Annotated in this window: 23 protein-coding genes; all 23 read right to left on the minus strand. The window is 62.6% G+C overall.

The features are described from left to right. Nucleotides 1–22: 22 nt before the first annotated feature. The 23 genes from ettA to gspE all read right to left on the minus strand — a co-directional run bounded on the left by ettA (nucleotide 23) and on the right by gspE (nucleotide 24,794). Complete coding sequence (ettA, locus tag AAF358_15555; GenBank protein ID MEM7706971.1) at nucleotides 23–1,642, minus strand: energy-dependent translational throttle protein EttA; 1,620 nt, start codon at nucleotides 1,640–1,642, stop codon at nucleotides 23–25. Further along, a complete protein-coding gene (locus tag AAF358_15560; protein ID MEM7706972.1) occupies nucleotides 1,642–2,532 on the minus strand; it encodes an NAD-dependent epimerase/dehydratase family protein in 891 nt (296 codons plus the stop codon). The genes ettA and AAF358_15560 overlap by 1 nt, the downstream gene beginning before the upstream one ends. Further along, a complete protein-coding gene (locus tag AAF358_15565) occupies nucleotides 2,532–3,338 on the minus strand; it encodes a glycosyltransferase family 2 protein (GenBank protein MEM7706973.1) in 807 nt (268 codons plus the stop codon). Before AAF358_15565 ends, AAF358_15560 begins: the two co-directional genes overlap by 1 nt. A gap of 20 nt (nucleotides 3,339–3,358) precedes the next feature. Further along, nucleotides 3,359–5,197: a hypothetical protein gene (locus AAF358_15570; GenBank protein ID MEM7706974.1), complete on the minus strand. Its 1,839-nt coding sequence runs from the start codon at nucleotides 5,195–5,197 to the stop codon at nucleotides 3,359–3,361. Further along, nucleotides 5,187–6,086 carry a class I SAM-dependent methyltransferase gene (locus AAF358_15575; protein ID MEM7706975.1) on the minus strand — a complete coding sequence of 300 codons (900 nt, stop codon included), beginning with the start codon at nucleotides 6,084–6,086 and terminating at the stop codon, nucleotides 5,187–5,189. The genes AAF358_15570 and AAF358_15575 overlap by 11 nt, the downstream gene beginning before the upstream one ends. A gap of 126 nt (nucleotides 6,087–6,212) precedes the next feature. Further along, entirely contained in the window at nucleotides 6,213–7,022 is an 810-nt protein-coding gene (locus tag AAF358_15580) for a glycosyltransferase family 2 protein (GenBank protein MEM7706976.1), read from the minus strand. Next, nucleotides 7,015–8,121 (minus strand): ATP-binding cassette domain-containing protein, encoded by a 1,107-nt coding sequence (locus tag AAF358_15585; protein ID MEM7706977.1) that lies wholly within the window; start codon nucleotides 8,119–8,121, stop codon nucleotides 7,015–7,017. Before AAF358_15585 ends, AAF358_15580 begins: the two co-directional genes overlap by 8 nt. Beyond that, nucleotides 8,118–8,897: an ABC transporter permease gene (locus AAF358_15590; protein MEM7706978.1), complete on the minus strand. Its 780-nt coding sequence runs from the start codon at nucleotides 8,895–8,897 to the stop codon at nucleotides 8,118–8,120. Before AAF358_15590 ends, AAF358_15585 begins: the two co-directional genes overlap by 4 nt. Then, the gene (locus AAF358_15595; protein MEM7706979.1) at nucleotides 8,887–10,419 is read right to left on the minus strand and encodes a peptidylprolyl isomerase; all 1,533 of its coding nucleotides are present in this window, start codon (nucleotides 10,417–10,419) and stop codon (nucleotides 8,887–8,889) included. Before AAF358_15595 ends, AAF358_15590 begins: the two co-directional genes overlap by 11 nt. Before the next feature lie 64 nt (nucleotides 10,420–10,483). Next, a complete protein-coding gene (locus AAF358_15600) occupies nucleotides 10,484–11,518 on the minus strand; it encodes a hypothetical protein (GenBank protein MEM7706980.1) in 1,035 nt (344 codons plus the stop codon). 198 nt (nucleotides 11,519–11,716) lie between these two features. Then, nucleotides 11,717–13,300: a hypothetical protein gene (locus AAF358_15605; protein MEM7706981.1), complete on the minus strand. Its 1,584-nt coding sequence runs from the start codon at nucleotides 13,298–13,300 to the stop codon at nucleotides 11,717–11,719. 190 nt (nucleotides 13,301–13,490) lie between these two features. Further along, nucleotides 13,491–13,886, minus strand: a complete 396-nt coding sequence (locus AAF358_15610; protein ID MEM7706982.1) for a hypothetical protein — start codon at nucleotides 13,884–13,886, stop codon at nucleotides 13,491–13,493. A gap of 195 nt (nucleotides 13,887–14,081) precedes the next feature. Beyond that, entirely contained in the window at nucleotides 14,082–16,316 is a 2,235-nt protein-coding gene (gene gspD, locus AAF358_15615; protein MEM7706983.1) for a type II secretion system secretin GspD, read from the minus strand. After that, the gene (locus tag AAF358_15620; protein ID MEM7706984.1) at nucleotides 16,309–17,073 is read right to left on the minus strand and encodes a hypothetical protein; all 765 of its coding nucleotides are present in this window, start codon (nucleotides 17,071–17,073) and stop codon (nucleotides 16,309–16,311) included. Before AAF358_15620 ends, gspD begins: the two co-directional genes overlap by 8 nt. Before the next feature lie 7 nt (nucleotides 17,074–17,080). Beyond that, nucleotides 17,081–17,677 (minus strand): type II secretion system protein GspM, encoded by a 597-nt coding sequence (gene gspM / locus AAF358_15625; GenBank protein MEM7706985.1) that lies wholly within the window; start codon nucleotides 17,675–17,677, stop codon nucleotides 17,081–17,083. Continuing rightward, nucleotides 17,655–18,806: a PilN domain-containing protein gene (locus AAF358_15630; protein MEM7706986.1), complete on the minus strand. Its 1,152-nt coding sequence runs from the start codon at nucleotides 18,804–18,806 to the stop codon at nucleotides 17,655–17,657. Before AAF358_15630 ends, gspM begins: the two co-directional genes overlap by 23 nt. Nucleotides 18,807–18,869: 63 nt before the next feature. Further along, on the minus strand, nucleotides 18,870–19,742 hold the full coding sequence (locus tag AAF358_15635; GenBank protein MEM7706987.1) for a type II secretion system minor pseudopilin GspK: 873 nt from the start codon (nucleotides 19,740–19,742) through the stop codon (nucleotides 18,870–18,872). Further along, nucleotides 19,739–20,494, minus strand: a complete 756-nt coding sequence (locus tag AAF358_15640; GenBank protein ID MEM7706988.1) for a prepilin-type N-terminal cleavage/methylation domain-containing protein — start codon at nucleotides 20,492–20,494, stop codon at nucleotides 19,739–19,741. Before AAF358_15640 ends, AAF358_15635 begins: the two co-directional genes overlap by 4 nt. Then, nucleotides 20,491–20,907 carry a prepilin-type N-terminal cleavage/methylation domain-containing protein gene (locus tag AAF358_15645; protein ID MEM7706989.1) on the minus strand — a complete coding sequence of 139 codons (417 nt, stop codon included), beginning with the start codon at nucleotides 20,905–20,907 and terminating at the stop codon, nucleotides 20,491–20,493. Before AAF358_15645 ends, AAF358_15640 begins: the two co-directional genes overlap by 4 nt. Continuing rightward, a complete protein-coding gene (locus AAF358_15650; GenBank protein MEM7706990.1) occupies nucleotides 20,907–21,389 on the minus strand; it encodes a GspH/FimT family protein in 483 nt (160 codons plus the stop codon). The genes AAF358_15645 and AAF358_15650 overlap by 1 nt, the downstream gene beginning before the upstream one ends. A 1-nt stretch (nucleotide 21,390) precedes the next feature. Continuing rightward, on the minus strand, nucleotides 21,391–21,816 hold the full coding sequence (gspG, locus tag AAF358_15655; protein ID MEM7706991.1) for a type II secretion system major pseudopilin GspG: 426 nt from the start codon (nucleotides 21,814–21,816) through the stop codon (nucleotides 21,391–21,393). Between the two features lie 21 nt (nucleotides 21,817–21,837). Continuing rightward, nucleotides 21,838–23,052, minus strand: a complete 1,215-nt coding sequence (locus AAF358_15660) for a type II secretion system F family protein (protein ID MEM7706992.1) — start codon at nucleotides 23,050–23,052, stop codon at nucleotides 21,838–21,840. Beyond that, the gene (gene gspE, locus AAF358_15665) at nucleotides 23,052–24,794 is read right to left on the minus strand and encodes a type II secretion system ATPase GspE (protein MEM7706993.1); all 1,743 of its coding nucleotides are present in this window, start codon (nucleotides 24,792–24,794) and stop codon (nucleotides 23,052–23,054) included. Before gspE ends, AAF358_15660 begins: the two co-directional genes overlap by 1 nt. Nucleotides 24,795–24,912 lie beyond the last annotated feature (118 nt).

The following is a 24,912-nucleotide window of genomic DNA, read 5'->3' on the forward strand; positions in this document are numbered from 1 at the left end:
CCTTATTGTAACGCGCCCGGGCTTAAGCGGGTGTTTGCTGCTGCTCATACTCGCTGTAGTTGCCTTCAAAGAAATCCACCTTGCCGTCACCCTCAAACGCCAGGATGTGCGTCGCTATCCGGTCCAGGAACCAGCGGTCGTGCGAGATGACCAGCGCGCAGCCCGGAAACGCCAGCAGCGCCTCCTCCAGAGCACGAAGTGTTTCCACGTCCAGATCGTTGGTGGGCTCGTCGAGCAGCAGCGTGTTGCCGCCGCTGCGCAGCAGCTTGGCCAGGTGCAGACGATTGCGCTCGCCGCCCGACAGCACTTTCACCAGCTTTTGCTGATCGGCACCTTTGAAGTTAAAGCGGCCGGCGTAGGCCCGCGAAGGCGTCTCGTAGCGTCCAACCTGGATGAGATCCTGGCCGTCTGAGATTTCCTGCCAAACGCTGTTTTCCCCGTTCAGGGAATCCCGGCTTTGATCGACATAGGCCAGCTTGACGGTGGCGCCGATATCGATAGTCCCGCTGTCGGGCTGCTCCTGACCCGCCAGCATCCGGAACAGCGTCGACTTACCGGCGCCGTTGGGACCAATGATGCCGACGATGGCCCCGCGGGGGACCTTGAAGCTCAGATCCTTGATCAGCGCCCGATCACCAAACCCCTTGCTGACGGAGGCCAGCTCGATGACCTGGTCACCCAGGCGATCGCCCGGCGGGATGTAGATCTCGCGGGTCTCATTGCGGGTTTGAAACTCCTGTGAGCAGAGTTCTTCATAGCGCGCGAGGCGCGCCTTGCTTTTCGCCCGCCGGCCTTTCGGGTTGCTTCGGACCCACTCCAGCTCAGCCTTGATCGCCCGCTCGCGGGCCTTTTGACCGCTTTCCTCCTGCGCCAGGCGGGTTTCCTTTTGTTCGAGCCATGAGGAGTAGTTGCCTTTCCACGGAATACCTCGACCGCGGTCGAGCTCGAGGATCCACTCGGCAACGTTGTCCAGGAAGTAGCGATCGTGGGTAATCGCCACCACCGTGCCGTTGAACTCAGCCAGAAACCGCTCCAGCCAGCTGACCGAGTCGGCATCCAGATGGTTAGTGGGCTCGTCGAGCAGCAGCATGTCGGGGCTGGACAGGAGCAGACGACAAAGCGCCACCCGCCGGCGCTCGCCGCCGGACAGCACCGAAACGTCGACGTCCCACGGCGGCAGGTGGAGCGCCTGCGCGGCCATCTCCAGCCGGCGGTCCAGCTCCCAGCCGTCAGCCGCCTCGATGGCGTCCTGCAGCGTGGCCTGTCTGGCCAGCAGATCGTTCATCGCGTCGTCGTCCATCGGCTCGGCGAACTGCTCGCTGACCTCATCAAATTCGGTCAACAGCGCTTTGATATCGGCGACGCCCTGCTCGACGTTGCCGCGAACGCTCAGGCTGTCGTCAAGTGCCGGCTCCTGCTCCAGGTAGCCCACCCGGATATCCGGCTGGGGCCGGGCCTCACCCTCAAACTCCTGGTCGACGCCAGCCATGATGCGCAGCACGGTGGATTTCCCTGCACCGTTCAGGCCCAGGACGCCGATTTTGGCGCCCGGGAAAAACGACAGCGAGATGTCTTCGATAATTTTTCGCTTCGGCGGAACCGTCTTGCTGACGCCGATCATGGTGTAGATGTACTGAGCCATCAGTGTCCTTTTCGCTCATTCAGCGGCAGCCAGGTGGCCGGCTGCGGCCGGAAGGGCCGGGGTTGATAGTGAAACGCCCGCTGGGCGGGTGATGCGTCGTATACCAGATCTTGGTTCATGCGGTCCAACATGGCCGGATTCAAGTCCCGCCAGCGTGCGCTGCGCCGAAGCAGGGGCAGCGCTGCCCGGGCGGCGAGCAGGGGCAGCGGCAAGAACCTGGGCTGAAGCTCCAGCGATTCAAATACCCGCTTCACCATCGATCGGTAGCTCAGCGTCGATCCGCCCGGGAGGTTGAAGCTGCCCGACAGCGGCTCGGGGCGCTCGAGCAGCGCCTGCGCAGCCGCGGCGAGGTCCGCCGCGTGCACCGGCTGACGGAGCCCGGTGCCCTCACCCAGCAGCGGCATGAGCCGCCAGCGCTTCACAAACCCAGCCAGGCGAGTAAGGTTTTTATCGATCCCGGCGCCGTAGATCAGCGTCGGCCGAAGGACGGCCAGCGAGGCGCCTTCCTCGGCGGTGCAGCGTTGCAGGACCGATTCTCCGTCAGCCAGCAGCTCCGCCATCGCCCGCTCAGCGGCGTCCGCGCTCGCCTGCTTGGCCATCCGGCTGGTCGAAGAAAATGCCACAACGCGCGTAATGCCGGCCAGCACGCGCCACCGCTCTTCGAACTGCGTGAGCGGCGCCAGGTAAATCAGCGCGTCGTATCCAACCGATCGATCCGCCGCAAGCGTCCCGCCAGCAGTCGACCAGCTCAGCTCGGGATGGGGGGCGATCCAGGGCGGTGCGGATCGCCTGGATTGAACGCCCACCTGATGTCCGGCAGCCAGCAGTTTCGGAATCAGGAACGCGGCGATCTGATTGCCGCCGCCGACCACCACGACACGGCTCGCCATCAGCCGCGGCGACCCGCAAGCCACCACCCGGGGCTACGAATCACAAAATGCGTCCAGATCAGCGCTGACCAGCAGGCGGCGGCCAGCGGTCCCAGCTCCGCCGAGTAGTAGCGACACAGGGATGCATGTTTGTGCGCCTGAGCCCGGAGCGGAGCGGCACGATGACTGACTCCCTGGGCATGGACCGCGCAGGCGTCAGGACACAGCCGCAGCCCCCACCCTGCCCCGGCTGCGCGCCGCATCAGGTCGAGATCCTCGCAGTGAAGAAAGTACGCCTCGTCATACCCTCCCAGCGACCGGAAGCAGCCCGCCGAAAGCATCAGCAGCGCGCCGGACAGGGCCTCGGCGGGCTGCGTGCCCGTCCCACGCGACGCCGCCGCACGCGGCCGTCCACCGCCATGCAGCAGGCTGCCAAGCGTATTGCTGACGGTGAGGAGCCTCCGCAGCGTTGCCTTTTGGACGCTTCCGTCTTCGTTCATGACCCAAGCGCCGGCCATGCCGACGGCAGGCCCTTCCTCGAAAGCCTTCGCCATCTGTTCCAGGCAGTCGGGTTCCACCACACAGTCGGGATTCACGAAGACCAGCAGGTCGTTATCCGCGAGCCCGACCGCCGCCTGATTGCAGGCTCGGCCAAAGCCGAGATTTTTGGGGTTGCGTATGACCTCAACCGGCCGTTCCGCCAGCGGCTCGAGGCTACCGTCGGTGGAGCCGTTGTCGACTACCCGGACCTCAGGCTTCACCGTCGAGGCGAGCAGCGCGTCGACGCAGCGCGTGAGCCAGGCGCCCGCCTCGTAGTTCACGATCACGGCGCACAGGCGCCGGTCGCTTAGAGCGCGACCAGCGATTCCCGTTGGCCCGTGCATTGATGCCAAAGGGCGGGCCAGTGCGCCAGGTGGTCCGCGTAGCGGGTCAGCCCCGTCGTCAGCAGCTCGGCGCAGTCCTCGGCCGTCGCGTCCTCCGGCCAGTCGCGCAGCCGGGGTGCCCCGACCTGCGTCAGACTGCGGCCGTTCTCTGTGATCCATTCGCGGGCGTCCCGTACCCAGAAGTCCGGCGCCGGCTTCAGGTTCGTCAAAGACGTCTGCGCCTGCTCCACAATCTGCGAACGGATCATCGCGAGAAACTGACCCAGCAGAAGCTGCTGGCGGTCAGTGCTCGCGGCGGCAAGATCCCGCAGCGTTGCCACCAGCGTGGCGAGCCGGGCCTCCGGCGTTCCCGCCGTACATTGATCGAGGCGCGACAGCGCATATTCGCCGGCGAAGCGCGACAGCCAGGGCACGTAGGTCTCAGGAATCGGGCTTTCCCGGCCTCCCGCCGGCCGTTCGTGCCGTAAAAGCGTCGGGAAGTGCAGACACAGTGAGCCGGGATATAGGTAGCGAAGCCACGCCGCAAAGGTGAAGTCTTCACCCCGGCCGGTGGCGGCAGTGCACGGCATCAGCTGCCGGTTATCGAAGGCCAGCGGCGTAAAGTTAGACATCCGCGTCAGCTGGGGATGAGAATAGCCGTGGGCCATCACCGGCTGATGTGACAGCGCTCGGTAGCTGGCCTCACTGGCCCGCATCCCCTGCGTGTGCACCGACGGCGCCAGGTAGAACCAGAGGTTGGTGTCCATACGCCAGTCGCCCCAGGCACCGGCCGCGGTGGTCTTGATGGACTGCCCGCGGAGCAAACCTTCCACCTGATCAAACGTGGCGCCGCGAAGCGTTTCCGCAGAAACCTCCAGCCCAAAGCGTTCGCTGAACAACACCGCTGGCGGCTGCCCGCAAACCCCCAGGTGCTCGGCCAGCGGATCCACGGCGGCACCGCTCGCTCCTGACTCAGGCACCGCCAGCGCGGCCGCCAGATCGTCCAGACCGTGGCCGGCAAAATGCATCGGCACGTGCGCACCCTCTCTTACGCTGAGCTGACGACCGGCACCGGCCGCCGGCAGCCGGGGATCGACGACAAAATCGTCGTCCAGCATGAGGAACCGCTCGCCGGCGGTGAGCAGGAGTGCCGCGTTCCAGGCGCCGCCACAGGTCAGCGCCTGCGGATCGTCGACGCCCAGCACCTCGCGAGCGATCTCCGGTTCCGGCAGCGAGTCGCACAAACGCTGGCGCCAGGGGCGGTCGAGATGATGGACCGACAAACCGAGATCGGTCAGCGCCTTGAGCGCGTCGCGATTTTCGCTGGAAGCGACGCGCGAGTCATCGACCACCAGATAGCGAAGCCCCCGACCGGTGGCTTGCTCAAGGTCGGCCAGCGAAGACGCCAACCGCGCCAGCTCAGTGGGTCGGTCGCAGGTGCGAATCACCAGCCCCGCGGGATCATCCTTCGGCTCGGGCGTGCTGGCCTTGAGACGGGTCAGCATCTCCTCGGCTTCGACCACCAGCCCTCGACCCCTTAGAAACTCGAAGACCTTTTCGACAGCGTGACCTTTGCCCTTAAGCGCCGGCAGCCGTTGAATCACGGTGGCAACGTGCTGCTCAAGCGGCTGAAACCGTCGACTGGCGTCCATCGCCGCCAGCACGTCCAGCGTCATCACGTGATTCTCGCCGGTATGCGGGTCGTGGAACACCACCTCTTCCGCCGACAGGCGCGCCGCCTGACCGCTAACACTGGCCAGCAGTGGTCCTTCGACACGCTTTGGCGTTAGGTCCGCCGTCCCAAAGTCCAGATTAAACTCCATGGTCGGGGTGCCCCTTTTTCGCTTCCTGCAGCGCCTGGCGCAGTCGTTCAATTTCCTGGTCGCGCTCGGCCAGCAGCTTGCCGGCAGCCATGTTTTTGCGAATCTCGTGCTGGTAGTGAGCGTAAACCGACTGTTCTGCGTCACCGAATTGGGAGAGGCCTGGCAGGGCCGGCAGATCAGCTTCGCGAGCCGCGCAGACGGCGATGAAATAGAGCGGCTGGCCCGGGGGGACAGCCGCAGCCTCCAGCCTGTCCTCGTGCATCACCAGCGACTGGCACCCCGCCGGGTCGGCACCCGGCGTGCCGTCGACCGGCCAGATCAGCGACTGAAAGGCCATGGCCTGTCCCAGCAGTCGAACCGCCGGGAACTGAGACTTCAGGAGCGTCAGGAGCTCATCACGGTACAGCTCTTTGACGTGAAACTCGTTGTTGTAGCCCGTGGCGTCGCTGTAGGTAGCCTTATCTGGCGAGGAGATCATGAGAAAGCCAGTGTCCCGCAAAACCCGCCGAAACTCCTGGAGCATTTCAGCCTGCTGGCTCAGATGTTCCAGCGTTTCAAAGGAAATCACGGCGTCGTAGCAGCTATCGTCAGCCGGCAGGTCCGTGACGCTGGCGCTGTGGAAGCGCAGGTTCTCGGCGTGATAACGTCGCCGGGCGTGGTCCACCGCTTCCGCGCTCAGGTCCACGCCATCCACCGAGATCGCTCGGGTTGCCAGCAGCGCGCTGCCATAACCCTCGCCACACGCCGCGTCCAGTACCCGCCTTTCGTCGACGAGGGTCGAGGCCAGCGCATAGCGGTGCCAGTGCTCGTACGCCATCTCCCGAACGCACTCCGGCGTGAATCGCTCGCCGGAGAACGGCAGTTCCGGCGGATGGATGGTTTGACTCATGATGCTTATCGGTCGTGTTGTTGGGTCGTGCGGCCGCAGGGCCCCTCGACAGGATCGGTTATCTCGGTCGGTGCCTCGGAATGGATGGCCTGACGCGAGCGCTCCGCTGAGCGATGGAGCAAGAGGTTAATGCGTTTCGGCCAGCTTGGCCATGATCGAATGACGAATCGGCCTCAGGGGGTCGCGCGCAATAAAGTCAGCAACCAGCTGCTCATAGTCCGGATAGCGTTCCAGCAGGACCTGCAGGTTCTCGCCGTTGGGTTTCAGGTTAAGCGGCCCGAACGACTTGCCTCCCGCGTGAAGGACATAGGCGTCATCACACAGCACGTTCCGCCAGCCGGCTGCGGCGGCGCGGCGGCAGAAGTCGTTTTCCTCGCCGTAGCCTCGCCCGTAGCGGGGGTCGAACAGTCCGAGCTCGTCGAGCGCCGCCCGGCGCACATAGAGGCAAAAGCCGACGCCGGTCGGTAGTTCGGGATAGGTCCGGCTACCCGTTGCGCTGACGGCTCTTGCCCACCGCGCCGGATTGTCGGGTATCGGGTTGTTAACGCAAAAATCCGGAATCGAACAGATCTCGGCGTTGTTTGAAAAGGGCGTAGCAGTTGCGATCCGCGCGTCGCTGGCTGCACACCGTCGCAGCGCCTCGAGCCAGCCACTGGTGACCTGCGCGTCGCTGTTCAGCAGCACCACGTCGTGGCCGCTTGCGCTCATCGCCAGGTTGCAGGTGCCGATGAAACCCAGGTTTGTCGGGTTATGAAGCAGCTGTGCGCTTCGTCGCTGGCCGACAAATTCCTCGAGCAGCGGCACCACGACCGGGTCGGTGGAGGCGTCATTGATCAGCAGGACCCGCTGGTCGCTTTCCGTGTGCTGAAGCAACGCCTCCAGGCAGCGCTCGAGATCCGAGGCAGCGTTGAAAACGGGCACAATAATCTCAATCATGTTCGAGCCACCGGTAAGGCAGACGCAGCGTCCCGAACTCCCGGGCCCGGCCGGGGACGCGCACCATGCGCCGCTGCGTCCGCCCACAGCGCTGACCCTCGGCGTCGACGGGCCATGCGTCCAGCCGCAGATTTCCGGGCAGCCAGGTGCCGGGCAGCCTGATCTCCCAGCGCAGGTAGTTTCGGCACGGCAGCGATCCGGAACCGATGACGGCACCGTCCAGGCGTCCCAGCTGCCAGCGAAGCCTGTGGTTGTCGAAGCCACCTTCGAGCTGGGTTTCGACGATCAGCTCTGCATCGGTCCAGCAGTCGCTGGCCGGTACCGTCAGGCTGAAGCGCTCCAGGCGAACTTGATCGCCGGTGAACGCCTGCAGCGACTCTCCGAGCTTTTGCTCATGAAAGGCTAGATAGTCCTGGCTGACGTCAAAGACGTCGCCGCTGGCCTTAACCTGACCCTCATGGAGCCAGATGGCTCTGCTGCACAGTCGCTGAACGTGATAAAGGCTGTGTGACACGAGCAGCAGGGTCCCGCCCTGGGCAAGATAGGACTCCACCCAGGTGATGCACTTTTTCTGAAAAGACTCGTCGCCAACGGCCAGGACTTCATCGCTGATCAGTACGTCAGGCTCTGTGGCGGTCATGACCGCAAAACCGAGTCTGACCACCATGCCAGAGGAATAATGGGAAACCGGTTCAGCCAGCGCATCACCCAGGCCAGAGAACGATTCGACCTGAGCCAGCGATGCCTGCGCCTGCGCCTGCGTCATGCCGGCGAGCTGGCAGGCCTGGAGCGCGTTGTCCCGGCCGCTGAGGTGTTCATCAAAGCCGACACCGAGCTCCAGCATCGCGCCGACGGAGCCCTCGATATGGACTTCTCCAGCGTCCGGGGACAACAGGCCCGCCACAATTTTGAGGAGAGTAGACTTGCCAGCCCCGTTTTCCCCGAGGATGGCCACGGACTCCCCTCTGGCGACCGTCAGCGAGACCTCCTTCAGCACCTCAATACCGGTGGCGGGTGAGCGACCGGCAAGGGCCCGCAGCCAGGCGCCACCACGATCCGCGGCGGCAAACCGTTTGTGGATCCCGCCAACGGAGATCACAGGTACTCTTCGACCCGCGGTCGCAGGCGCTGGAAATAAGCCAAGGCGAGACCCAGCAAGGCCAGCAGCGCCACGGCCACAATGCCGTCACCCATCACAGGGTGCCATTGCTGGGTCAACAGCACCTCGCGGAGCCGCTCAAACAGGTAGGCAAGCGGATTGAATTGATAGACCGTCCGGAACCGGTCCGGGACCATGTCGACGCTGTACAGGATGGGCGTAAGAAAAAACCCGAGCATGATCAGCGCGGGTAAGGCGTGACGGAGGTCCGGGAAAAACACCTGCGTGATGGAAAAAAACAGCCCCAGGGCGGCGGTCAGCAAAAAGAGCATTGCCAGCAGGACCAGGGCGACCGGTATGCCCGCCGGGCTGACCGGTGTGCCCGTCAGCGACAGTACCACCAGCACCAGGACATAGCCCAGCATGGTCAGCAGGAATACCGCCGTGAGCTTGCTCAGCACCACAACGTGCAGGGGAATCTGAACTTTACCGATCAGCTTGGCCGCGTCGGTCAGGGAACTGGTGGCCCGCATAAGCCCATCGGCAAAAGCCGTCCAGGGCCACAGCGCAATCGCAAGGTATGCGACAAATCCGGTACCGATCGCGTCAGGAAACCGGACCTGCAGCACGCGGGTAAAAACGAAGGCGTAGATTGCCAGGACCGCTAGCGGCAGAACGAGGGCCCAGATAAATCCTAGGGCCGTGTTGACGTAGGTTTCTTTCAGATCTCGAGTTAGCAGCAGCCGAAAAACCTGTAAGTCTCGGCTAGCCTGCATAAGGACCGGTGGCGTATCGGGTCCTGAGGCTGGCCACAACCTGCGGGTCAGCCTGAAACGGGAGCTGGTGAAATTCGTTGATGTGTAGGTTCCAAAGCTGGCTTTCCTGCTTCCCCTTGAGTCTGGCGACCAGCGGGCCCTGCACCTCGACGAACGATTGCGGAAGAATCGGGTGTTTTCGCAGCAGGCAAATCATCAGATAGCGACTGGAAACCTCGAGCGTTTCGGCACATTGGCCTGGCTGTTTGAGGGCCGCGGCGCGACGCGTGGCGCGAGCGGTTTGCGGGTCACCTTCCAGGTAAACCACTTGTTTTGCACTCACCGTGGGTGGGGTGAATGCCAGCACAAACTGCGCGCCGAGCACGGACTCGGCAAGCTGCCTGGTGTGGGTCAGGGTCGCGAGATCCGCGATTTCGTCATCACTCTTCGACAGCTCGATTTGCACAGCAGAAATTGCCGCCGGGCGCTGGAACTCGTCTTTGTGCGTGAGGTAATACTCTCGCGCCAGCGCCTGGTAGTCACCCACCAGCTTCTCGGCGAGGTAGTTGGCTTTGTAGGCTTTCAGGACGGCTTCCTCGAGCGCCAGCTGGAAACGGGGAAGAAAGTCGTTTGACTGGTCGAGCTGATCTTCCTGCGCCCGGGTCAGCAGCTTCTGCTCGGCGTCCGGCCCCAGTGAGCGCAGATACCGGCCCTTTCGGGTTCTCATGTGCTCCTGAAAAAATCGGCTACTCAGCAACTGCACGGCTGACTCTCTCGGCTGCTGTTCCGGCGGATGTTTGTCCTCGAGCAAAATGACGTGATAACCGTATTGAGAGCGGACCGGTTCGGAGATGTCACCCGGCTGTCCTAACGAGAATGCTGCGGCCTCGAAGGGTCGCACCATCTGACCGGGCCCCATGCGAGGATAGCGCCCCTTATTTTGATTCCTCGCGGGATCGTCCGAATGATTGGTTACCGCGTCGTCGAAGGACAGCGTGCCGGCGACCAGTTCATCGCGAAGACGAGACGCCAGGCTGAAGGCCGTGGCAGGTGACCGACCCTCGGTCCCGATGAGCACATGTCGGACTGAAACGGTGGCCGGCAGCTTGAACTGCTCGGGATTGGTGTCGTATTGCGCCTCCGCGCGAGCGCGGAAATCGGGCGTAGGCTGCTGCGCCAACGCATCATTGAGCGCGTGGTTGATCAAGGTTTTCCGCCGGACCTGCTGATCGATGGTTTCCAGATTCAGGTAGGGCGGCGGGTTGGCGAGCACCGGGGTCACCATCGCACGGCGTACCAGCATCGTTTCCAGCGATTCGCCGATGCGTTTTGGATTATCGAACACGCCCGCTCGTACTTCTACGGGTAGCTGCGAGGCCATGGCGTCGACATCTCTCAGCGTCAGCGAAGCATCACCGAGCTGAGCTATGACGGTGTCCGGAGAGTATTGAGACTGCTGGGCGTTTGCCGCGTGGACTAGCACCACGGCGGCCAAGTAGGCGATGATCAGCTTCATGGCGAAAGGCGTTTTCTTTTGTTCCATGATACGACAACGGCCCGACGGATAGTTCCGCCGGGCCGCAGATTATAGCGTTGTTGGACGCGAGCTAGTTCAGGCGACGCGGTCGCCCAAGGAAACTACAGGTCGATCCATCATTACAGGCGTTTTCGCCCTGGGCGGTTGTATGCCGGATGTTGATGTAATAAACGTCGTTGATATCTCCGGTGATGCTGCAGGCGTTACCCGGCCCGACAATCGTCCCGATGGTGGCACCCTCCGAGCCAACGCTGGCAAGACACAACGCATCGGTGTAGCCGACCCCTTCGAAGTCACCCGGGCATCGGCTGATGCTGACCTGTGTGTTGTCGCCATTCGATGGTCCACCCACCCAGGTCAACGCCCAAACCTTGCCGACCGCATCATCGCTCACGAATGGGAGCGAAACATAGTCGCCTCTAGGGATGAATATCGTGGCTTCGTTAGAGCCGGGGAATGGGCCCCAGACACCCTCGAAGTTGATTTTCGGTTGACCGTCAGGAGGATTGCTGGCGAAGTCTTTGAAAATATTGAACGGTAGGGTGCGGCCTGCCGGCTCGGGACCGCAAAAAGACGGCGGCGGCGGGAAGCCATCGGGGCCCCCGCTAGTGCCACCGTTAACGGTCACGTCAACCGAATCGGAACCTCCGGAATTCTGACAGTTAAGAATGAAAGAGGTGGTGCCGGTCGGTGAATAGGTGCCAGAGCCCCCGCTGGGTGACTCGGTGACGTCATCTCTCCACGCCTGCGTGCCGCCGGTGGGCGTACACGACGTCACGTCGGCCACAAAACCGGTGACGCTCCAAGTCACATCGACCGTATTACCGGCGTCAATCGTATCCGGCTGAAGGGTCAGCGCAACGTCGAGAGCGCCGCCCGGGGTGCCAAAACATGTCGGCAGGTTGGCATCGTCCACGTCTAGCGTGAGGTTGCCGGTGGTTGCATCGACCGTTACGGAACTGTTGGCCTGCAGCGGAATGGAGCATGGTCCGTCGTCGAGCGTCAGGACCACACTCTGTGCAGAAGCAGACTCGACGGTCAGACCGGCGGCAAAGATCGCGGTCAGCGAAGCGCTGAGGCCCGCCGTTAATAATTTACTTGTCATGATTCCATTGGCCATTGGCGATTGGTGCACAGCATTGCAGGGGCATCATTAATGTTTGGTAAAACGCCTGTTAGAAGAAGATTAGCATATTGCAGTAAATAGACGTTCGACAAAGGGTTTTCACCCAAATTGTTGCAAAAAAAAGAGGGGGCCCGAAGGCCCCCTCTCTCAAGACAGTAAAGTCTTTTGCGGTCGAACTTAGCTGCCCGCGATAGAGCGGCTGTGACGATGACCAAAGAGGCCAGCGTAGTTCGACAGTACGGAGTTACCTGAGGCGTCCGTCAGAGTACCGTTTTGAACCACGGTGATCTGGAAGCCGGTTACAGGCAGACCGTTGTAGATGTCGCCGTCGGTTGACGTGTAGGTGTGGAGCGGATCGGTCGTCAGACTGATCGTGGCCCAACCGTTTTCAAACGTGTCACCGGTGACCGTGTCGGTAGAGATGTTACGTGCGTTCGGAGAACCCAGGATCTCTGAAGGACCAGCGGTCAGATCTTGACCGAAGGTAACCACCTGAGACTCGTAACACAGAACCGGAACCAGCGGGTTAGCCGGATCGAACGGCGAGAAGTTCACCTGACCAGGAGCCTGGCCGGGGTCACCCTCTTCACGATCGGTGAAGGCGATGCCAATCTCTTCACAAGCTGCGCCGTCGGCGATGTCGTCATCGTCAAAGGGAGCGGTGAACGGCGCGATGGCCGGATCTTGGTCAACGTAGAAACGCTTGGTCGGGAAGGTGTTAACCCACTCGGTAGCACCGTTCAGCACGGAGTCAATCGCGTACTCGTTGTAGATGTTGTCGTGCATGTAAACAGCACTAACAGCGTCTACGGGACCCGGGCTAGCAGCCAGCACGTCCCAAGAAGAGGTTACGATTCGGCCGTTATCGAAAACGATAGACTGGACGGTCGTAGCGTCACCGGTGGTGCCTGAGGTGTCGGCCTGGTTAAGGGTCGGCAATTCAGAACCCGGGTCAGCGTGCAGCGTAGCGGGACCACCGTTGGTGCCGGTGCCAGCCGTCGGATCGAAGAAAGCAGCGATCGCGTCAGCGTTGTAGCCCACCTGCGTGCCGTTCAGCACGTTGATGATAGATGCTGAACCGAACAGACCACCTTCCGGTGAACGAACGTCGGTGTCAGCTTCACGAGAACCGGTAGCGTTCCAGACGCCGCCGAAGATCCATGCGCTGACCAGCGCACCACAATCGTCGGGGATACCGTCGGGGCCGTGAATAGCAGCGGCTTCCAGACCGGTAACGTCGGTGTCGACGGTCTCGTCAACCACGCCCATCTCGATCATCTCAAAGTGACCTTCACGGGTCCGCTCCGGAGAGTTGTCGACGCCGGTGAATTCGTCAAAACGGATGGTCTTGAAGTTTACAAACGGGATACCGCCAGCCAGCGTGCCGTCGTTCTGGGTGAAGAAAGACGGAACGGTGCAGGACTGGTCAGCCGTTGCAACCGCAGCCAGGCCGCTGTCATCACCATCAGGATCGGTAACAACACCGGTCCAGACGTCAAACGGAGACAGGTACAGGTTGAAGTCAAGCACTTCGCGAGAGTTCTTAGAATCTACGAAGCGAACCTTGACGGCCTTTACGGTGTCAGTGGTGTTAACGACAGAAAGCAGCGTGTCGTTGCCACCGTTGACGGTGTAGTACGGATAGATGAGAACTTCACCCAGTCCGTCGGGATTCAGGTTAACTGCATTAGCGATACCGGCGAGACCGGCAACACCGCCGATTCCAGCCAGTACGGCATTGGTTAAGGTATTTCTCTTCATCACAACACTCCTAAAACAAAGTACAGGGCGACTTTGAATTCATTTCAGTGGCAAAACTTGCCAAAATTTTTGCTTACTATAGGCAAGAGCGACGTCATGGTACGACAAAGAACTGGGTGACGCAATCCCCAGCTCAGGCGGAATTTGGGCGAAAAATCGGTCAAAAACTCCCCCCAAGATCGTGCAAAACTTACTGCTTCGGAACGTAAAACCACTGGTTGTTTTGCTTGATCCAGCTCTCGTGCACGATTCTAGTCGATTCGAAGGGCTTTGCACCAGGGACCCTCGGAATGACCCGATAATCGAGCTCGACTCGCGCTGGACAGGTCTCCGCTTCGCAGGGGCCCGTGTCGCGCAGGCGGGCGCCGAGCCAGGGTATCGAGCGGCTGGACATCGCCTGCAGAAACCTGTCGAGGCTCGTGACGCTCCGATAGCCCGGCGAGTAGTACTCGTAGGCCGCTATGTAGTCGCCGGCAACCAACAGATCCCATTTGTTCTGGACGCGCTCGTCCAGCGTTTGTGGCGCGTCCGGCGCGGTGGCGCAGCCGGCGAGTGCCAGCAGCAGCACTACGGCGATCATTTTCATGGCAGTTCCTTCGTTCTGTCGTGGGTTTTGGTAGCAGTTTGTTGAAACAGCCATCCATGGCTGTTTCAACAACGCCAAGTGAAAAATGCGATTTTCACTTGGCTCACATTTTCTATGGCTCGCAGCCATCGAAAATGCCGGCACATCCCTGTGCCGGTTGCAGCGCGCCGAAAAACGGCGTTTTTCGACACACTGCTAATTATCGACGCCGCTGGCGACGTCAAAACCTTGGATACCGCGCATCATCTTGCGGTACTCCTCGCTGACCTCGCGGGCTTCAGACATGTTGGCGACCACTGTGGGCTTGATCACCACCAGCAGCTCGTTACGCGTTTGTTCTCGGGTGGAGGTGCCGAACAGGCCGCCGACCACCGGCAGCTGGCTGAGCACCGGCAGGCCAGACTGGCCGCGCCGATCGCTATTCTGAATCAAGCCGCCAAGAACGATGGTCTCGCCGCTCTGGACCGCCACCTCGGTGTCCAGCCGCGTTTGGCTGACCGGCACGTTCCCGTTGGGATCCGCGGTGTTAGGCGCACCGGGCGAACTCACCTCCTGCCGGATTTCGAGAAAGACCAGCCCACCCGGATTGACGCGGGGCACCACATTCATCGTGACACCCGTGTCGCGGAACTGAACCCGCGTTGTCGCCAGGTCATTGCCGGCGCCGGTATTGAAGACCGGTGAGTTCACCGGGATCTGATCACCGACGTTGATGTTCGCCTCGCGGTTGTTCAGCACCAGCATCGACGGGGCCGCAATGGCCGTGACCGTCGTTTCGTTTTCCAGCAGCGACACCAGTGCACTCACGTCCACCCCGGTGATCTGGTAGGCAAAGCCCGATCCGCTCAGGCTGCCCGCCCGATCGGGGCTCGCGCTACCGCTGGAGTCGAAGATGCCCTTGGCGACCGTCCCACCGTCGCCGCCGTCGTCAAAATCGGACCCGACGCTGTTTTCGAAGAACCACTGCACACCGTAGGTCAGCGAGTCGTTGAGCTCAACGTCGTAGACCTTGACTTCGACCAGCACCTGGAGCGGCTCGGTGTCCAGCCGCTTGATCGCGCCAAGGACCGCTTCGTACTGACCGGGCGTGGCGCGGATCAGCAGCGAGTTCTGTTCTTCGACCGCCGTGATCCGGATCTCCTCACCGTCGACGAGCGCTACCCCGCCATCGCGGGCACCGCCCGCGTTATTGCCCGGCGCCCGGTCAGCACCCCCGGACGCCTGCTGGCGCTCCCGGCGGGCGTCGTTGATCGAGGTGATTTCGCCGGTTTGAATACCCGGCGCGAAGGGGTCGGCCGTACCGCGGCGTCCCTGCGACGACGAGCCCGACCCGCTGCCGCCGAATACGTCATTCAGGGTATCGGACAGATCGGTCGCCTTCACGTTCTTGACCTTATACACATAGAGCCGCGTGCCGGCCCCTTCAGCGCCGCCCCGATCCAGGCGGTCGATCCACTCCGAGGCGGTTTCCAGGTATTTGACCTGCGGGGTGATCACCACAATCGCGTTGAGCCGCTCGATCGGCAGGAAGCGAAACATGCCGGCGAGCGGCGTTCCCGCGCCTTCGCCGAACACGCTCTCCAGCTCGGTGACTACCGTCGCCGCCTCAACCCGTTGAATCGCGTAGATACCCACCGACATCCCGGCCAGCCAGTCGACGTCAAAGATATCGATTGTGCGCTGGTAGTTCGCCAGCTCCTGCCGGGTTCCGGCCAGCACCAGCAGGCCGCGCGGATTATCGACCGCAACAAACGCCGCGTCGCGAGCGTAGGGCTGGAGGAGTTTCTGCATTTCCGCCGGTGCGATGTAGTCCAGCGGGAACACCCGCACCTCGTAGCCCCGCTGGCCGGCCGCCGATGCGGTGGTCGGAACCAGCTGTCCTTTGATCACGTTGGCCAGGGGCATAACGTTATAGCGGCCGTCAAAGTAGGCCAGCGCGGCATTGTTCCAGCTCAGCAGCATCTCCAGCACCGCCAACGCCTGCTCCTGGCGAATGGGCTTGGCGGTGGAAAACGTGACCGTGCCGCTCACCCCGGGGGCGATGACGTAGTTTTCCGACAGCAGATCACCCAGGATCGCTTTGACTACCTCCTGCAGCGGCTGGCCCTCGAAGTTGAACACCACCTCGCCGTCTTCCCCCGGATCGTCCGGGCGCCGGGCGGCCGCAGCCCGATCAAAGAATTCCCCGGTGCCCTCAAACAGCTGCACCTTTTCGGTCCCCGGGTCGACGGGCGTCTCGTCCGAGCCGCCTCCCAGCGCAATCTCAGCCGAGTCGCTGGCTCGCGCCTCCGCCTGCGGCCGGCCTGCGGCGTCACCCTGGCTGCCGTCGTCCACCAGCCCCGTCGTTCGCGAAGCACAGCCCGCCAGCAGCGTGATCGCGGCGAGCAGCGGCGTCAGAGGCGTGATTATTCTGGTTTTTATACTAATCATCGTCTTCATCCGATTCTGCCTCCATTCCTGCCTCAGCCCGTCTCCGTTCGGCTTCTTCCCTGAGCTGCGCCCGCCGCTCGGCCACCCGACGGCGTATCTCTTCGGCCCGTGCCGCCCGATCTGAGTCGGAGTCAGCCTGGGAGCGGTTGGTCGCCGACGCTGCGCCCTCTTCCGTCTTGGGTTTGTTCGGCGTGACCACGTTGCGCCGCGGCGGCGGCGGCGCGCCGCCCTTCAGCGCCTGCGTGAAGGTCTCCAGCTTGACCTCCGCTGTCCCCTGACTGCCGCCGCTGAACACCAGCCGCCGTGGCTCGATGCCGGTCAGGGTCCAGCTCGACTGGTCCCCGTCGAGCGCCATCCCGACCTTCATCCGCAGCATCTCTTTGGTCACGTTGTTGGTCACCATGGCGAGCTGGGTCTCGGGCGTGATGATAATGCCGGTCACGGCCACGTTCAGCTCGACCTTTGGCTCCTCGACAACCTGAGTCTCATCGTCTGGGCCACCGGCTTCCTCCGTACTCACCATCGGCCGGCGGTCTTCGTTGAACAGCGGGCGATTGATGACCTCCGCGTAGGTGTCAAACGCCGGCAGCTGAAACTCGCCTTTGCCGTCGTCGGGACCCGCGGCAACCCCCGCCGCGCTCATGGCCGGCGCCGGGCGAATCCCCTGCCCCACGCCCAGCACCACGCTGACGATAGCCGCGGCCAGCAGCGTACAGCCGCCGAGCAGCGCGAGGAATATGGCTTTGTCCGGTTTCATGGTCGTGTCAGGGTGCTGTTCTCAGGTACCCGGAAAGGTCGAAGCGCACGTCCAAAATCTGCTGCTGAACGGTTTCTCGTCCCTGTCGGCGGCGCGTAATCTGGCGGTAAACGCTCACGTTGTCCAGAAAAACATACGGCGTGCCGTTTTCCAGGTGGTAGAAGATGTTGCTGAGATCTTCCACCTCGCAGCGCAGCCGGACCTTGTTGGTGACGCGCTCAAACCGCTCCTTGTCCCGCACGCGCATGTTTTGGTTGGAGATCACCTGGCAGTCTTTTTCGCTCGCGTGGGTGCGGATCATCTCCTTGAGCCGGTTGGTCAGCTCCGCTGAACCCAGGGAGGTATTTTTCTGCTGCAGAAAAAAATCTGCCTCGTTCTGGAGCTCGCGAACCTCGGTCAGTTCCCGCTCCAGCGCCGGTCCCTGGTCCAGCAGGCCCTGGAAGCGCGCCTGCGAGCTCTGAAGCTGCTCGATCTGCGTGTTGAGCTCACCCTGGCGATCGAAGTACCAGCGAAAACCGACCCAGTAGACGAGGATCAGCGCCACGACGAGGAGCATCCACGCCAGCGGCTTTTGGCGATTCTCATCCGGCAGTAGCTGCGCCATTTTCCTGTCCGTTGCAGTCCACAAATACTTCGATGGTGAAGCGTTCCTTACCGGTCTTGGCGTCCGGCGTGAACGCCCCTTTGGGCGCTGGGTCTTTCAGACACGGCGCTTCGCCCAGCAGGCTGATCAACGCTGAGGCCTCGGTGGCCTGGCCCGTGAGCTGGACCTTGCCCTGTGTTACCTGCATGCGCTGAATCCACACGTCATCCGGCATGGCTCGCGTCACCGACTGGAGCACGTTCATCACCACTGGATTGCCGGCCTTGCGCTCGCTGAGAAACGAGGCGGCCTCGCGAGCCTCCGACAGCTCCGAACGCAGCTCCGCCACCTGCTGCGCGGCGACCCGCGCGTCGTTGGTTCGAACCTGAAACGCCTCGATCGCCTGCTGCTTGGCCGCCAGCGACTGCCACATCAGTCCATAGAGGAGCAGCAGGCACAGGGCTGCCAGGCCCAGGTTGATGTGCAGCTGCCGGCGATTGACGCTGGCCCGCAGGGAACCGTCCAGCAGATTGACGCCCATCAGCGCCAGCACACCACCCTCGCGCTGCCGGCCAACGTCCACGCCGTGAAGCGCAATGCCTCGCTCCGAGAGCCCCTTATGGATACGCTCCAGCAGCGGCTTAGGCACCGCCACAAGCTCGACCCGCAGAAGCGCACCCTGGCGCTCCACGATGCGATAGTCAAAACACACCTGATCGGCGGTGAACGGCGTGTTCTTGTCCATTTCATAGGTGAGGACCTGGCGCAGGTTCTCCTCGGCGGCCGCAGGCACGTTGATGCGGTGAATCAGCACCTCCGACTCTTCGACCAGGAAAAAGGTTTGGGGCGTCTCACCATCGAAGCGGGCCAGCGCCGCCTGCACCGTCTGCCGCGCCGCGTCGTTGTCGTCTTCCAGACGGAAGGTCCCCAGCGCTTTGGATTCTTCGTCGCCGCCGGCATCGCCGTCCCGCCACAGCAGCACTTCACCGCCGGCCATCCTGGCCAGCAGCCGGGTGGAGCCGCCGGCAAACAGCTCGCGCAGCCGGGGAGGCAGGCTGTCGATCAGCTGCACCTTCCACCAGGTCAGGAAACCGACGAGCTGTCGGTACCAGGGCTGAGCGCGGAGGTTTTGAAGTAATTTTCCAAACATTCTGCTAGTGGGTTTCGTTGTTGTTTGCTGGCGCCCTGTGGGCAATCGTCCCGCACTTGGTCATCAGGAGTCCTTCCAGCGAACGATCCGGAACGGCCGCCCCTGAATGGCTCCGCCGGGTCTGATAGTGGCCTCGAGCTCCGCCCAGGCATCGTTTTCCAGGGTGGCTTTTACCCGAATGCTATAGGTATAGCTACCGGCGCGAGCCACCGCTTCCGTGCCGTCGGGCAGTATGGGCAGTGGGACCCCGAAATCTTCGATCTGTTCCCGCTGTTCGATAAACTCGGTCGCCAGTTCTTCGGTCATCCCGTCGATGGTCATCAGGACCTCTTGCGGCGCAAACGCCGGGTCGGGTCGGGCGCGGCCGGTAAAGACGGTGATCGCAGGTTCCAGCAGCGTATAGAGCTCGTAGTTGAACCCCATAACCTGCTGCAGCTCGGTGACCGAAGAAAAGGGGCCGTCTTTGGCGCCGTAAGGATAGTCAGCCGCCTCGTAGTCGTCGTCCTCCGCCCCGTTGAGGCGGACGAGGTCGTCCGGATCGCGCCAGTCCAGCACCGCGTCCACCAGCAAGGGGCTCTCCTCCGGACTGACTCCCGCTGACTCAAACAGCGAGGTCAGCAGCAGCTCGTCAGCGACATTCAGATCGATCTTGCCGGTTTCATCGGTGACCGCAATCTCGACGGTGGCCCCCTCAAATTCCACCGTGTAGGTGCGCCCATCGGCAAACCAGCGTGACTCCAGATCCGGATTGCGCAGCTCAAACACCGCGCGGTGCAGACCGGCCTCAGCGGCGTACCAGGCTCGCGTGGTATCAAACAGATGGCGCGCCTGAAGATTTTCGGTCCGGGCCACAATCGCAAAGCTGCCGATCAAGATGGTGAGCAGCAGGCTCAGCCACATCACGATGACCAGCGCTAAGCCGCGTTGACGAATCACAGGTCCGTCGTCCTGCGGATGGGTCGATCAGGGTCTTGCACCCGGTTTGGCTGGTTGGGGATCACGTTGCCCCGATTGCTGCGCACCGCGGTGCCGTCCAGCAGCGGCGCGATCTCCATGGTCGGCCAGACCAGCCGGCTGCCGTTGGTCATCTCGAAGTCGAGACGCACGAGCAGCGGCGTGGACGAACCGTCCTCCCACTCGTCAAGCCACTCGGTGGGTTCACCCTCATCATCGACCGTCAGGTATTCAAAGCGACCGCGATCGATACCTTCGAGCAGCACCGTCGGCGGGGTTTCGCCGTCTTCGAGCGCGTCGCCATCCTCAAAACTGCCCAGCAGGCGAAAGGCGAACAGCAGCTCCAGTCCCTCGGGCCCCCGGCGCAGCGCCAGGACCTGCTCATGCGGCCCGCCGCGGCTCAGATAGCCGGGCATGGGTGCGACAAACCGCATGGTGTCATCGCTGCCTTCAAACAGCACCACACCCAGCGTGTCCTCGTCATCCTCTTCACTCTCAAGCGCCAGCGGCAGCATGCGGCCCACCTGATTGCGCACAAACTGCTGCACAATCCGCAGCCGGTTCGTGCGGTCGACCAGGTCTTCTCCACTGCTGACGGCGCGGGTACCCGCCCGCAGCCCCTGATAGGCCAAGGTCATCACCATCGCCATCAGCGTGATCGCCATGAGCAGCTCGATCAGCGTAAAGCCCGACTGCCCGGCGGCGGGCGGACGCCGAAGCGTACGAGTTCTCATCGGCCTCGCACCGGCGTCGCCGAGCGAAGGGTCTTAAACACGGCACGGCGCTCGTCGTTCTCACCCCAGATGACCGTCAGCTCCACGTAGTAGAGATCAACCGGTGACTCTTCCAGCGACGCCGACAGCTCGTCGAGCACCTGGTAGGGCTGAATCTCCAGCGTCCAGCTGAAGTTGTCGTCAAACTCACCATCCCAAAAGCCCTCTTCAATTGCCGGATCGATACCCACCGAGTCCATGCGGGTCTGCGCCCACAGGGCGGCCTGTGAGTAGTCGGCGGATCGAGTCACGTTGCGCATCGACGCGGACATGATCTGCAGGGTCGTGGTAAACAGCAGCGCAAACACCACAAACGCCGCCAAGACTTCGAGCAGCGTAAAACCGCGCTGCCGCCCCGCCGGAAAGGTCGCCATCAGGTAGGCGCCCCTTCGGTGAGCTCGATCTCGCCGGTCAGCCAGCCGACGCTGATCAGCCAGCTGCGGCTGCCCGCGGTCAGCGTGATCTGGGCGCCGGTCGAGCTGCCGTCGGGGAAAAACCGCACGCGTCCGACGGTACCCTCGAGATCAAACGACGCGGTCTTGAGCGTCACGTCGACGCCGTCTGGCAGCACCACCGGCTCTTTCTCCGGCGATTTGAACGTGCGCTTTTCGACGTTCACCGCCAGGGTCTGCTCCTCGCGGGTCACGATGGCCTGGCCTCGCGTGTAGCGCAACGCGCTCACCAGATCCTTGCCGGCCTGCCGGGTTTTGACCCCGTCCAGGTTCCGGAACACCGATCCGCCCACCAGGCTCGCCAGCAGCCCAACCAGCACCAGCACCACCAGCAGCTCGACGAGAGAAAACCCGTCGGTCCGCTGTCGGCGGTGATACGCCGCGTTGTGGTGCCGGGAGAGCAACTCAGTCCCAGTTACTCAGATCGCCGGAAGTGCCCTCGCCGCCCGGCGAGCCGTCTTCCCCATAGGTGATCAGGTCATAGGCCCCTTTCTCGCCGGGCTTGCGATACACCCAGTCGTTACCCCACGGATCTTTGAGCACGCTGGAGGCGACGTATGGGCCGCTCCAAAACTCCGCGCTGCCGGGCTTCTCCACCAGCTCCGAAAGCGAATCGGGCAGCCGACCCACGTCGAGCGCAAAAGCGTCGATGTTCTGCTGAATCACCGTAATCTGGGCCTTGGCGGCCTTGAACTTGGCACCGGTCAGACGTCCCCAAACGTTGGGCAGCACCAGGCTCGCCAACAGGCCGAGGATGACCAGGACCACGAGCAGCTCCAGCAGACTGAAACCACGTTGACCGCGGCGTACGGGGGATTTTCGATTTTTCATCACAACCTCTCTTTACTTTCTTCAGACCAGGTCAGTGACCTGCAATATGGGCAGCATGACCGCGATGATGATCACGGCGATGAGTACGGCAAGGGCCATGGTCAGCAGCGGCACCAGCAGCGCCATCATTCGCTCCACAGCCGTTTTGACCTCCAAATCGTAAGCGTCGGCGACATCGACCAGCATCTCATCGAGCCGCCCCGTTTCCTCACCGACGCTGATCATCTGCAGCGCCAGGCGCGGAAACTCGCCGGTACCCGCCAACGCGTGGGCCATGGCGCCGCCGGTTTTGACTTCTTTGCTGGCCACGTCCACCGCGTCAGCCAGCACCGCATTGCCGAGCACGGCCCGGCCGATGGAGAGCGCGTTCAGGAGCGGCACACCGTTGGTCAGCAGCGTCCCAACCGTCCGGGACAGACGGGCCATTTCGACTTTGCGGATCAGCCCGCCGACACCCTTCAGTTTCAGAAACCGCTGATCCCAGTAGCGTCGGCTTTCGGCTTGCCCCAGCTGGCGCTGCACGTACACGGCCAGCAGCAGCGTGCCACCAATGAGCGCCCACCAGTAATCCTGGATCACGCGCCCGACGAATAGCACCATAGAGGTGATACCCGGCAGGTCTTCGCCCAGATCCTCGAAGATCGGGGTGAACTGCGGCACCACGTAGGCCAGCAGCACCAGCAGCGAGCCAATGGCGAGGATGAGCAGGAGCGCTGGATAGATCAGGGCCGAGACGATGCTGTCTTTGAGCGCCTTGGAGCGATCGAGGTATTCAGCCAGGCGGGCGAGCGTTGTGTCCAGCGTGCCGCCGGTCTCGCCACCTCGCACCATATTAATGTAGAGGCGAGAAAACACGCCGTGCTGCTGCTCCAGCGCATCGGACAGCGGCGAGCCCCCGCGGACCTGATCCCGGATCGCCTTAATCAGCTTCTTCAGCGGTTCGCTCTCCCCCAGTTCCTCCAGTATCTGCAGGGCCCGATCCAGCGGCAGGCCTGCGCCGAGCAGGGTCGCCAGCTGCTGCGTCAGGCGCCCGATCTCAGCGCTTTTGACCCGACTGCCACCACCGAGCAGATCTCCCAGCCCAAGGCCGACACCTTGCCCGGCCTCCTGGGCATTGATGGGAATGTTGCCCGCTTCCTGCAGCTTGGCGATCACCTCGACGCTGCTGCCCGCCTCCATCTGCCCCGACAGGGTTTCGCCGCTGGGAGAGACCGCTTTGTAGCGAAAGGTGGGCATCAGTTTTCCTGCGTGACCCGCAGCACTTCCTCAACGGTGGTCAGCCCGGCGACACACTTGGCCAGCCCGTCCTCGTACATCGTCCGCATGCCCTCTTCGCGGGCCATATCCATGATCTTGGAGGCGTCCGCATGCTGCATGACCAGGCGCCGAAGCGGGTCGGTCATGCGCAGAAATTCCAAGATTGAGCTTCGGCCGACGTAGCCCGTCGGCGTATTGTCTGACGGGACGGCCCGGTATAACTGGATCGGGGTCTGGTCCGTGTACCGGGCCAGCTCGAGCTCCTCAACCACTTCGGGGAGCGCCTCGTAGGGTTCCCGAGAATCGGGGTCCAGGCGTCGCACCAGCCGCTGAGCCAGGATGCCCGTGACCGTGGAGGTCAGCAGGTAATCATCCACCCCCATGTCCAGCAGGCGGGTGACCCCACCCGGCGCATCGTTCGTGTGAATCGTGGACAGCACCAGGTGGCCCGTCAGCGCCGACTGAATCGCAATTTTGGCCGTTTCCAGGTCTCGCATCTCGCCGATCATGATCACGTCCGGATCCTGGCGAACGATCGAACGAAGCGCAGCCGCGAAGTCCAGCCCGATGCTCTGCTTGGCCTGAATCTGATTGACGCCTTCGAGCTGGTATTCCACCGGGTCTTCAACGGTGATGATCTTGCGTTCCGGTGTGTTGATCTGGGACAGCGCAGTGTAGAGCGTTGTGGTCTTACCGCTACCGGTGGGGCCGGTGACCAGAATGATGCCGTGAGGCAGATCCAGCACCTCGTTAAACTGACTCAGCACCGGCTCACGGAACCCCAGCTTGTCAAAGCTGAATACAACGCTCTCCCGGTCCAAGATACGCATGACCACGCTTTCGCCGTGGGCCGTCGGCACCGTGGATACCCGCAGATCAAGCTCCTTGCCCTGCACCCGGAGCATGATGCGGCCATCCTGAGGCAGCCGGCGTTCGGCGATGTTCAGCTTTGCCATGATCTTGACTCGGCTGATCACGGCCGCGGTTGAGCTGGACGGCGGCGCCTCCACTTCCTGCAGCACGCCATCAATGCGGTAGCGCACCTTCAGCCGGTTCTCGAAAGGCTCGATATGAATATCGGAGGCGCGCGACTCCACGGCGCGCTGCATGATCAGGTTGACCAGCCGGATCACCGGCGCCTCAGAGGCCAGGTCACGCAGGTGCTCGACATCGTCTTCGCCGGCCGCCACCTCGTCGGTCAGATTCTCGACAATCTGGCCCATGGCGCTGCGGCCGCCGCCAAAATAACGCTCGATGACGTCGTCGATCTCCGACTGGATTCCCACCGCGGGCTGGATCTGGCGGTTCAGCGCCATGCCGACCGCGCGCATGGCGTAGTCGTCCCGTGGATTGGCCATCGCCAGTAAGACGGTATCCCCCTGCTCGGCCAGCGGCACCACGTGGCGTTCCCGCATAAACCGCATGGGAAGGTCCACCGCGGGCGGTACCTCGGGGAAGTCTTTGCTGCTCATAAGCTTGAGATCGAGCAGGCCGGCCGTGGTCTCTGCCACATCACGTTCAGAGACCAGCCCGAGCCGCACCAGCAGCCCGACAAAATTGTCGTTGCTCTCCGCCGCCAGCCGCTGCGCCTTCACCACGTCAGCGTCGCGTAGCCGCCCGGCCTCTACAAGCGCCGAACAAAGCTCTTGATCGAACTCGCTTAACTGCTCCGGTAACGCATCATCCGCGTTGCCGGCTTCATCCCGTGCTGTGTCTGCCATGATCACTGTGTCCCATCAGCGCTCCGCGGTCCCAAAGCGCTTGTTCTTATCGGCATTGTTGAAATATTCTGACAGCTATGCCGGTCACGAGTTCGTTGCGGATTGTTCCGCCTCTCCA

Source organism: Pseudomonadota bacterium (genome assembly GCA_039033415.1).
Lineage (GTDB): Bacteria > Pseudomonadota > Gammaproteobacteria > Xanthomonadales > SZUA-38 > JANQOZ01.